This window comes from Paractinoplanes deccanensis, assembly GCF_016862115.1.
GTDB classification, from domain to species: Bacteria; Actinomycetota; Actinomycetes; order Mycobacteriales; family Micromonosporaceae; genus Actinoplanes; species Actinoplanes deccanensis.
Genome location: NZ_BOMI01000146.1, coordinates 16,984 through 26,624, shown reverse-complemented (window position 1 = coordinate 26,624; position 9,641 = coordinate 16,984). Strand labels below are relative to the sequence as shown.

At 74.7% G+C, this 9,641-nt stretch carries 11 protein-coding genes; 6 read left to right on the top strand and 5 right to left on the bottom strand.

The features are described 5' to 3' along the window. Positions 1 to 23 precede the first annotated feature (23 nt). Positions 24 to 998, bottom strand: coding sequence for an Acg family FMN-binding oxidoreductase (locus Ade02nite_RS35370; protein WP_203773313.1), 975 nt, complete (start codon positions 996 to 998; stop codon positions 24 to 26). A gap of 180 nt (positions 999 to 1,178) precedes the next feature. Here Ade02nite_RS35370 and Ade02nite_RS35365 point away from each other — a divergent pair, with 180 nt between their 5' ends. Both Ade02nite_RS35365 and Ade02nite_RS35360 read left to right on the top strand, forming a co-directional pair. Next, a complete protein-coding gene (locus Ade02nite_RS35365; RefSeq protein WP_203773311.1) occupies positions 1,179 to 1,469 on the top strand; it encodes a hypothetical protein in 291 nt (96 codons plus the stop codon). Positions 1,470 to 1,479: 10 nt separating this feature from the next. After that, on the top strand, positions 1,480 to 2,478 hold the full coding sequence (locus Ade02nite_RS35360; protein ID WP_203773309.1) for a zinc-binding alcohol dehydrogenase family protein: 999 nt from the start codon (positions 1,480 to 1,482) through the stop codon (positions 2,476 to 2,478). Between the two features lie 3 nt (positions 2,479 to 2,481). Here the strand turns inward: Ade02nite_RS35360 and Ade02nite_RS35355 are convergent, their stop codons facing one another. Together Ade02nite_RS35355 and Ade02nite_RS35350 are read right to left on the bottom strand one after the other, a co-directional pair. Beyond that, positions 2,482 to 3,966, bottom strand: a complete 1,485-nt coding sequence (locus Ade02nite_RS35355; RefSeq protein ID WP_203773307.1) for a long-chain-fatty-acid--CoA ligase — start codon at positions 3,964 to 3,966, stop codon at positions 2,482 to 2,484. Positions 3,967 to 3,992: 26 nt separating this feature from the next. Further along, the gene (locus tag Ade02nite_RS35350; protein ID WP_203773305.1) at positions 3,993 to 5,411 is read right to left on the bottom strand and encodes a WS/DGAT/MGAT family O-acyltransferase; all 1,419 of its coding nucleotides are present in this window, start codon (positions 5,409 to 5,411) and stop codon (positions 3,993 to 3,995) included. Between the two features lie 107 nt (positions 5,412 to 5,518). Between Ade02nite_RS35350 and Ade02nite_RS35345 the strand changes: the two genes are divergently transcribed. From Ade02nite_RS35345 to Ade02nite_RS35335, 3 genes are read left to right on the top strand one after another with little or no spacing between them, the layout of a single operon-like run. Further along, positions 5,519 to 6,391 carry an alpha/beta fold hydrolase gene (locus tag Ade02nite_RS35345; protein ID WP_239169290.1) on the top strand — a complete coding sequence of 291 codons (873 nt, stop codon included), beginning with the start codon at positions 5,519 to 5,521 and terminating at the stop codon, positions 6,389 to 6,391. 52 nt (positions 6,392 to 6,443) lie between these two features. Beyond that, positions 6,444 to 7,385 (top strand): patatin-like phospholipase family protein, encoded by a 942-nt coding sequence (locus Ade02nite_RS35340; RefSeq protein WP_203773303.1) that lies wholly within the window; start codon positions 6,444 to 6,446, stop codon positions 7,383 to 7,385. Beyond that, a complete protein-coding gene (locus tag Ade02nite_RS35335) occupies positions 7,382 to 7,720 on the top strand; it encodes a helix-turn-helix domain-containing protein (RefSeq protein ID WP_203773301.1) in 339 nt (112 codons plus the stop codon). Before Ade02nite_RS35340 ends, Ade02nite_RS35335 begins: the two co-directional genes overlap by 4 nt. A gap of 20 nt (positions 7,721 to 7,740) precedes the next feature. Here the strand turns inward: Ade02nite_RS35335 and Ade02nite_RS35330 are convergent, their stop codons facing one another. Next, entirely contained in the window at positions 7,741 to 8,022 is a 282-nt protein-coding gene (locus Ade02nite_RS35330) for a hypothetical protein (protein ID WP_203773299.1), read from the bottom strand. Positions 8,023 to 8,098: 76 nt separating this feature from the next. After that, on the bottom strand, positions 8,099 to 8,617 hold the full coding sequence (locus Ade02nite_RS35325; RefSeq protein WP_239169289.1) for a flavodoxin family protein: 519 nt from the start codon (positions 8,615 to 8,617) through the stop codon (positions 8,099 to 8,101). Positions 8,618 to 8,690: 73 nt separating this feature from the next. On the opposite strand from Ade02nite_RS35325, the gene Ade02nite_RS35320 reads away from it, so the two are divergent. Beyond that, positions 8,691 to 9,596 (top strand): CE1 family esterase, encoded by a 906-nt coding sequence (locus Ade02nite_RS35320; RefSeq protein ID WP_203773297.1) that lies wholly within the window; start codon positions 8,691 to 8,693, stop codon positions 9,594 to 9,596. Positions 9,597 to 9,641 lie beyond the last annotated feature (45 nt).

Here is a 9,641-nt window from a genome sequence, read left to right as displayed (position 1 = left end):
GGGCCATCACCGTACCTCCAGCCTCAGCCCATCGAGAGGATCTCCGTGCTGGGCAGCCGCGGCGTCGGGGGACCCGGCGGGCGGGACGACTCGGCCGCGAGGCGCAGGACCAGGTGCGGGTACGCGGACCAGTTCAGCAGCTGCCGGATGCGGTCGCGGCCGCCGGCCACCTCGGTGACGACGCTCAGCGGCAGGACCGCGACGCCCAGGTGGGCCGCCGTGAGCCAGCCGGCTGAGAGCGCCTCGCCGGCGGTCAGCCAGTCCCGCCGCCCGTCGCGTGCGCTGTGCAGCACGGTGAAGGTCGAGGCCGGTCCGCGCGACTCGTCGAGCAGCACGGATCCGGCACGGCGCAGGGCCTGGGCGGGAGCGGTCAGCACGTTCAGGTCGGCGGGGAGGGCCGCGGTCGGCACGCCCGTCCTCGATGGGCGGTCACCGCCGACCCAGCCGGCGATCTCCACCTGCCACTCCGGGTCGGCCGCCTCGATCTCCTGGGCGAGCTCGGCGGCCTGGGCGACGGCGTACATCTGGCCGAGCCGCAGCACCATGAGGCCCGCGCCGTGGCGCCGTACGGCCTGCTGGACGGTGTGGACCTGGTGGGTGTCGAGCGGTGGTCCCGGGTCGTTGCGCCGGTCCGTGCGCCGGCGCGGCTCCGCGCGCACCAGCCGGGCCGCGTCGTGGTCGGGTGCCGCCGTCCCGGCCGGCTCGACCCGGGCGAGCAGGTAGGGGTCCTCGGGGTCCGGGATCCGCGTGACGACGGCCCGGCAGCCGTCGGCGGCGAGGTGGATCAGCGCGTGGTGCAGTGCCGTGCCGCAGCTGAGCACGGCGAGCCGCGCGGCGGGGTCGGTGACCCGCAGCAGGCGGCGCGGCTGCAGGCTGAGGTCGAGCACGCCGGAGCGCAGCCGCCAGTGCCACGGCTGGCTGTTGTGCAGCGACGGGGCTCGCCCGGCGAAGACGGCAGCCCGGGCCAGCGGATCGGTGAGGTCGAGCGTCGAGGACATGGTGGCCTCCTCCCGGAGCGGTCCCCTCCGAGCCTGTCCCCGCGTGGCCCCCGGCGGCAGAGCCGATCGGCCCCTTCCCGGGGACCGTGGACAGCAGGACCGCGCGGCCGGGACTTCTGTCCCTTCTCCTGGAAGCCGCGAGGGAAGAGCATGAGGGCGGAGGTGAGGAAAGTGTTGATCATGCTGGTGATACTGGTCCTGCTCGTCGCGATCTGCGTGCTGCCGGCCGTCTGGGCGTGGCACGACGACCTCGCGGCCCTGCGGCGCAAGGCGGCCGCGGGGTCCGGCGAGCAGCCCGAGGGCGCCCCGCCGGCCCCGCCCGAGACGCTGGAGGGTGTGCTGACCGCGCAGCTGGCCACCGGGGAGATCACGCGGGGGCAGTACCAGCGCGCCATGGAGAAGGTCGCCGCGCGGGAGGACGAGCGCCATCCGCTCGCCGTGCCGCCGGAACAGGGCGCCGCGGGCGTGTGAGGAGACCTTCATGTACGGATGGCAGGTGACGGCGCCGGGCTCGGACGTCCGGCAGGCGCTTCGGCGTACGCCCATGCGCGTGCCCCGGCCACAGCCCGGTGAGCTGCTGGTGGCGGTCGACGCGTGCGGGGTCTGCCGCACGGATCTGCACGTGGCCACGGGCGAGCTGCCGCCGCACCGGGCCGGGGTGGTGCCGGGCCACGAGGTGGTCGGGCACGTGCTCGAGCTCGGCGACGGCGCCGAGGGGTTCCGGGTGGGTGACCGGGTGGGCGTGGCCTGGCTGCGCGAGACGTGCGGCCGGTGCCGGTTCTGCCTGCGCGGCGCCGAGAACCTCTGCCCTTCGTCGCGCTACAGCGGCTGGGACGCCGACGGCGGGTACGCCGATCTGACCACCGTGCGCGCCGACTACGCGTACGCCCTGCCCGGCGGCTATTCGGACGCGGAGCTGGCGCCGCTGCTGTGCGCCGGGATCATCGGCTACCGCGCGCTGCGCCGGGCCGACCTTCCGCCCGGTGGCCGGCTGGGCATCTATGGATTCGGCGCCTCGGCACATCTCACCGCCCAGGTCGCGCTCGCCGAGGGCGCCCGGGTGCACGTGCTGACCCGCTCGGCCCGCGCCCGCGAGCTGGCCCTCGCGCTGGGCGCCACCTCGGCCGCCGGCGCGTACGACGAGCCGCCGGAGCCGCTGGACGCCGCCGTCCTGTTCGCGCCGGCGGGAGATCTGGTGCCGGTGGCGCTGCGCGCGCTCGACCGCGGCGGCACCCTGGCCGTGGCCGGCATCTACCTGAGCGACATCCCGGCGCTGAACTACGACCGCGACCTCTTCCAGGAGCGCACGGTCCGCAGCGTCACGGCCAACACCCGGGCCGACGGGCGCGAGCTGCTGGCCTTCGCCGAGAAGCACCACCTCGCGGTGACGGTCACGCCGTACCCGATGTCCCGGGCCGCGGACGCCCTGGCGGACCTGGCCGCGGACCGGGTCACCGGAGCCGCCGTGCTGATGCCGTGACCGTCAGGCCAGGTCCTTCTTGAGGACCTTGCCGGTGCCGGAGAGCGGCAGCGCGTCGCGGAACTCGACCAGCCTCGGGTACTTGTAGGCGGCCACCCTGTCCCGGCAGTGCTCCACGATGTCCGGCGCGGAGGGGGAGTGGCCGGGCCGGCGGACGACGATCGCCTTGACCTCCTGGCCGAGCCGCTCGTCGGGCACGCCGACCACCGCCGCCTCGAGCACGCCCGGGTGGCGGTGCAGCACTTCCTCCACCTCGCGCGGATAGACGTTGTAGCCGCCGCGGATGATCAGCTCCTTCTTGCGGTCGACGATGTAGAGGTAGCCGTCGTCGTCGGCGTAGCCCAGGTCGCCGGTGCGGAACCAGCCGCGGTCGAACGCCTCGGCGGTGGCGGCCGGGTGCCCGTGGTAGCCGCGCATGGTGTGGTAGCCGCGGGTGACGAGCTCGCCGATGTTCGCGCGGCCCGGCGGCAGCCGCCGTCCGGCGTCGTCCCAGACCTGCACCTGGACGCCCCACACGGGCTTGCCGACGCTGTAGGCGCGCCGCTCCTCGGGCCCCTGGTTGAAGGTGATCGTCGAGGCCGTCTCGGTCATGCCGTACCCCTCGAGGATCGGCACCCCGAAGCGCTCCTCGATCGCGTCGAGCAGGCGGGCCGGGATGGCGTCGCCGCCCGAGACGCAGACGCGCAGCGACGAGGTGTCACACTCGTTCTTCTCGGCGTACGCGAGCAGGGCGCCGAACATCGTCGGCACCCCGTCGAAGATGGTCGCCCGGTCGCGCTCGATCGTGGCCAGCACCTTCTCGGGGGTGAAGCGCGGCACCAGCGACAGCGCCGCGCCGAAGCGGATGCCGAGGTTCATCGCGCTGGACATGCCGTAGACGTGGAACAACGGCAGCACCGTGAGGACGACGTCCGCCGGCTTGATCTCGAAGAGGCGCCCGGGGATGTCGGCGTTCATGTAGAGCTGGAAGTGGGTCAGCTCGGCGCCCTTGGGCAGCCCCGTCGTGCCCGAGGTGTAGACGATGGCCGCGGTGTCGCCGGGTTCGCGCGGGCAGAGCGGGAAGGGCTCGGTGACCGGCGCGCTGAGCTCCTCGATGGAGCCGTCGACGATGTACGGTGAGGGAAGGCCCGCCTCGGCCGCGCCCTTGGCCGCCTCACCGGCCACGCCGGCCCACGTGATGAAGAGCCGGGCGCCGGAGTCGCGCAGCTGGTGAGCGATCTCCGGCGCGCGCAGCAGCACGTTCACCGGCACGACCACCGCGCCGGCCTTGAGGATGCCGTAGTAGGCGATCGGGAACTCGGGGATGTTCGGCAGTTGCAGGGCCACCGGCGCGCCGGGGCCGATGCCGCGCGCGGCGAGCGCGGCCGCCACCGCGTCGGAACGGGCGTCCAGCTCCGCGTACGTGATCGTGCCGCCGTCGTGCATCACCGCCGGTGCGTCCGGGCGGCGGGCCGCCGACTCGCGCAGGATCACGGCGAGGTTCAACATCTTCGATCACTCCCTCGGGTACGGAGTCAGGTGAGCTGGGCGACGCGGGCCGCGCGGCGCGGCGCGGGGCGCAACTGCTCCACCTCGTCGACGACGGCCGCCGCGAACTCGCCGGCCTCCGGCACCGAGGCGAAGTCGGTGGTGATCCCGAACGCGGCGCGGCCTCCGTACGTCATGACCGCCACGCCGATGCGCAGCCGCTCGGCGATCGGCACGTAGGGCAGGATCTCGCGGATCGGCCGGCCGAGGATGTAGAGCTGGGCGCGAGGGCCCGGGACGTTCGTGGTCACGGTGGCGAGGCCGCGCTGCGGCATGCCCAGCGCGCTGCGGATGAAGAACGAGACCGCCGCGAACGGCTCCTGCTCGGCCAGCGCGACCAGCGCCACGCCGGCCTCGACCTCGTGCCGGGCGCGCAGCTCGGCGATGCGCTCGTGCACGGCGCGCAGCCGCGCGGTGCCGTCCTCGATCTCCACGGGCAGGTCGAGCAGCAGCGACGCGATGCGGTTCTCCATGACGTGCTGCGCCTCAGCGGCGCGCACGTTGACGGGCACCAGCGTGCGGATGCCGCCGGCGACGGGTTGCTCGCCGCGCGAGAGCATCAGCCGGCGGAAGGCGCCGGCGACCGCGGCCAGGTAGACGTCGTTCACGGTGACGTCGTGGGCCTTGGCGGCCGCGGAGATGTCGGCGAGCGGCATGCGTGCCACCGCGTAGCGCCGGGCCCGGCCGAGCGGCCCGGCCAGTGCGGTCGCCGGCACGGGCAGGAACGCCCCGGCGAGGGCCGCCGCGCCGCGGGCGACGTCACCGAGGCGCCGGGCCGTGCCGCCCGGGTCGCGGATCGCACCGGTCAGCCAGCGGGCCTGGTCGAACGGGATCCGGGCCCACTGGCCCAGCGCGTCGAGGGTCAGGTCCACGGTGGCGGTCGCGGGCGCCGGCTGCCAGGTGTCCGGCACCGGCCGGCGCGGCTCGGGCCGGGTGTCGCAGATCAGCCGGTAGAGCTCGTTGCCGCCGACGCCGTCGAGCATGCAGTGGTGCACCTTGGACAGCAGCGCCCAGCGGCCCTCGGGCAGGCCCTCGATCAGCCAGTCCTCCCACAGCGGGCGCTCCCGGTCGAGGCGCTGCGACATCACCCGGCCGATGAGGCGCTCCAGGGCGTCGTCGTCGCCGGGCGCGGGCAGGGCGGTGCGCCGCAGGTGGAAGTCGAGATCGAAGTCCGGGTCGTCGGCCCAGACCGGCCGGCCGAGGTTGAACGGCACCCGGCGCACCTTCTGGCGGTAGCGCGGCACCAGGGCGAGCCGGCCGCGGATCGCCTCGGTGAACTCGGCCTGGCCGGGCGCCGGGCCGTCGAGCACGGCGACCGAGGCGATGGCGAGCGACGCGTGCGGGTCCTGATCCTCGGCGTCCAGGAAGGACGCGTCGAGCGGGCTGAGATAGTCCTCGGTGCGCATGACCTCACCGTCGCGCCGGGCCGCGCCGGGCGGCCAGGGCCGGACGGCCCGCTCTCGCCGACGTTCGCCTCCTGCCCCCGCGCGGCCGCCCGCGCGAGGCTGGAGCCATGGCGACGGGTGTGGCGAGGCACGGCACGATCGAGATCGCGTACGAGGTGGAGGGTCCCGCCGACGGCACCCCGCTCCTGCTGATCATGGGGCTGGGCCTGCAGATGCTCTTCTGGCCGGACGGCTTCCGCCGGCTGCTCGTCGAGCGGGGGTTCCGGGTGGCCCGCTTCGACAACCGTGACGTGGGCCGATCGACGCATCTGCCCGGGCGGGGGCTCGCCTCGCCCCGGGTCCTGCTCACCCGCCGGCCCGGCTACGGCCTGCCCGACATGGCCGGGGACGCCGTGTCGGTGCTGGACGCGCTCGGCTGGTCCAGCGCCCACGTGGCGGGCGTGTCGCTGGGCGGGATGATCGCTCAGCTCGTCGCCGTGCTGCACCCGGAGCGCGTACGCACCCTGACGTCCCTGTCGTCGACACCGTCACCGCACATCGGGCGGCCGCACCCGCGCGCGCTGCCCGCCCTGCTCTCCGGCACCGCGCACGACCGTGACCAGGCCGCCGAGCACATGGTCCGGATCTTCCGGATCATCGGCTCGCCCGGTTACCCGCTCGACGAGCCGTGGCTGCGCGCCGTCGCCGCGCGCAGCTTCGATCGGGCGCACGACCCGGACGGGGTCCGCCGCCAGCTCGCGGCCGTCGTGCTCGCCGCGGACCGGCGTCCGCTGCTGCGCGGCCTGCGGCTGCCGGCGCTCGTGGTGCACGGGGACGCCGACCCCCTGGTGCGGCCCTCCGGCGGGCGGGCCACGGCCCGCGCGATCCCGGGCGCGAGGCTGGTGGTGTACCCCCGGATGGGCCACGACCTGCCCGGCGCGTTGCAACCCGCCATCGTGGACGAGATCGCCGGGCTGTCCCGGCGGTGGGCTGCCGGCTGACGTCCGTGGCACCATTGTGTTCCAGGTCACCTTCGGGGGATGGTGGGTCACTATGGCGCGCAAACGTGTGGGACTCGTCCTCGGTGCCGGCGGCACGCTCGGCGCGGCGTGGACCATCGGCGGGCTGGCCGCCGTCGAGGAGCGGGCCGGCTGCCCGCTCGGCGAGGTCGACGTCATCGTCGGCACGAGCGCGGGCAGCATCGTCGCCGCCGCCCTGCGGCACGGCTTCACCCCGGCCGACCTCGTCGCCCACCAGCTGGGCGAGACCGTGACCCACCTGCCGGGTGCGCACGAGTTCGAGCACGACTCCGGCCGCCTGCCGCCACCGCCGCGCCTGCGGCTCGGCTCGCCGCGCATGATGGCCACCGCCGCGCTCGCCCCGCACAGTGTCCATCCCCAGGCGCTGGCCAGCGCCTTCGTGCCGCAGGGCCGCTCCGAGCACCGCACGCTGCGCCGGTACGTGCAGGCTCTGGTGAGCGACGACCCGCAGCGCTGGCCCGAGCGCGACACCTGGATCGTGGGCGTCGACTACGAGCGCGGCCGGCGGGTGGTCTTCGGCCGCCCCGGCAGTCCCGTGGCCACGCTGCCGGACGCGGTCGTCGCGTCGTGTTCCATCCCCGGCTGGCACCGCCCCACCACGATCGGCGACCGCCGATACGTCGACGGCGGCGTGCGCTCCGCCGCCTCGCTCGACCTCGTGCACACCCAGGAGCTCGACGAGGTGTACGTTCTCGCGCCCATGGCCAGCCACCGCACCGATCGCCCGCTGCGTCCGTCCTGGCGCGCCGAGCGCCTGCTGCGGCAGGTCTTCGCCGTCCAGCTCGACGCCGAGCGGCGCAAGGTCGAGCGGTCCGGCGCCCGGGTCGTCGTGCTCACCCCGGGGCCGGACGACCTGACGGCGATCGGCGTCAACCTCATGGACGGGCGGCGCCGGCACGAGGTCCTGCGCACCGCGCAGGCCACCGTGCCCGCGGCCCTGCGCGTGGCGGCGTGAGCCCCACCCTCGGCGAGATCATCCGCAACCGGCGCGAGCTCGCCGAGCTGCCGTTGCGCCAGTTCGCGTCCATGGTGGGCATCTCCGGGCCGTACCTGTCGCAGATCGAGCGCGGGCTGCGCGCACCCTCGGACCGGGTGCTCGACGGCATCGCCCGTTCCCTGCGCACCACGGCCGACGTGCTGCGGCGCGAGTCGGCGCCGGAGGAGGCGACGCCCGCGGTCCTCGCCGCCATCGCGGACGATCCCCGGCTCACCGCGAGCCAGCGGCGGGCCCTCGCCGAGGTCTACCTCGCCTTTGTGGCGACCGGGCACACGGACCGGCCCGGGAGCTGACTCCCGGGCCGGTGCACGGTTCACTTCAGCGCCTGGCGGGCCGTCTTGACGTAGGCGGCGCCGACATCCTCGACGAGCCCGGCGCTCATGGTGAGCGCCGACTTCATCCACGGGTATGGCGCGATCCTCGCGGCGTCCTTCTCGAACGCCACCAGATCGGAGATGCCGCGCTCGTAGACGTTGACCGCCAGGGTGCCGACCTCGCGCCCGATCCGGCGGGTGCGCGTGCGGCGGTCCTCGATGCGGATCTCCGGCTTGGCCGGGTGCGTCTCGCGGAGGGCCTTGGTGTTCGCGGTCGTCATGACTCTGTCGCCTCCCTCCCTCTCTGATTAGCACGTTAGCCGCACGCAGCTAACACCGTCAGGGCCGGAAGTCCCGTCATGCCCGGCGCCCGGCGACCGGCATCGCGGCGGCCAGCCGCGCTCCCCAGGCCCGGGCCCGGCCGAGCTCGCCGGCGACCAGCGGACCGTCGACGCCCTCCACCCGGAAGCTCTCGGCCGGCAGCAGCATCCGGCAGCCGAGCCGCCGCAGGCGCCGGTGCGCCCTGTGCGCCGCGGAGCCGGGGACGAGCGGCTTGTTGATCCTCGTGTCGAAGGTCGCGGCCGCGGTCCCGGGCAGCGACGGCGACACGTCCAGGTATTCGCGCAGTCCCACGCCGACCGAGCCGGGGCGGACCTCGCCCTGCCGCGCCGCGTCCTCGCGGGTGCGGGGACGGCTCAGCCCGAACGCGTGCGTCGGAGCGCCGGCGACCAGCAGGTCGACGTCGCCGGCGGACGGCATCTCGCGCGCCTCCACGACCTTGACCTCGAAGGTCTCCCCGAGCCCCTCGGCAACGGCGCGGGCGACGGCCTCGGTGTTGCCGAACAGCGATTCGTAGACCACAAGAGCCCTCAACATGGCACCCTCCGCTCGCCGTTTCCTCCACAGTCACCCGTAGCGGTCACGCCCCGGCAGTGCCTAAAGTCCTGGTGTGCGGGCTCGACGTGGGTGGCCGGCGGCCTGGGCCGTGATCGCGGTGGCGGTCATGGCGACGGCCTGTGACGCGGCGGAGGAGACCCCGATGCCGTCGAGCGGCACCGGCACCGTGCGGGTCGACGGCCGGCAGGTCACCGTGCACCTGCCGGCGTCCTACGACCCGGCCCGGCCGGCTCCGCTCGTGATCGGGCTGCACGGATACACGTCCGACCCGAAGGAGCTGGAGTCGTACCTGCTGCTGGCGCCCGAGTCGGACAAGCGCGGCTTCATCCACGTCTATCCCGAAGGGTCGGCCGAGGACCAGGGCGAGCTGTTCTGGAACGCCACCGACGCGTGCTGCGACTTCTCCGGAGCGGAGCCGGACGACTCGCGCTACCTCGCCGAGCTCATCGCCACGCTGCGGGACACCTACCGGATCGACCCCGCCCGGGTCGCCCTGATCGGCCACTCGAACGGCGGCTTCATGGCGCTCCGGATGGCCTGCGACCACGCCGACCTCGTCACCGCGGTGGTCTCCCTCAACGGGGCGGCCTGGAGCGACGCGGCCCGCTGCCGGCCGTCCGCGCCGGTGAGCGTGCTCGCCATCCACAGCAGCGACGACGAGACCGTCTCGTTCGGCGGCGGCACCATCGGCAGCGCCACCTACCCGTCGGCGGCGGCCACGGTCACCCAGTGGCGCGACCACGACAGCTGCACCGACGGCGGCCGCGACGCTCCCGCCCTCGACGTGGTCACCACGCTGCCGGGAGCCGAGACGTCGGTACGCACCTACACCCAAGGCTGCGCCGGCGGCACCACCGTGCAGGCGTGGACCATCAACGGCGGCACCCACGTGCCCGACCTCGGGCCCGCCTTCGCGCCGGCCGTGACCGACTTCCTGCTCACCCGGGGCCGGCGCTAACCGCAATGCCGCGTAGTCGGCGCTGGTGGCGGGACGTCAAGTGGG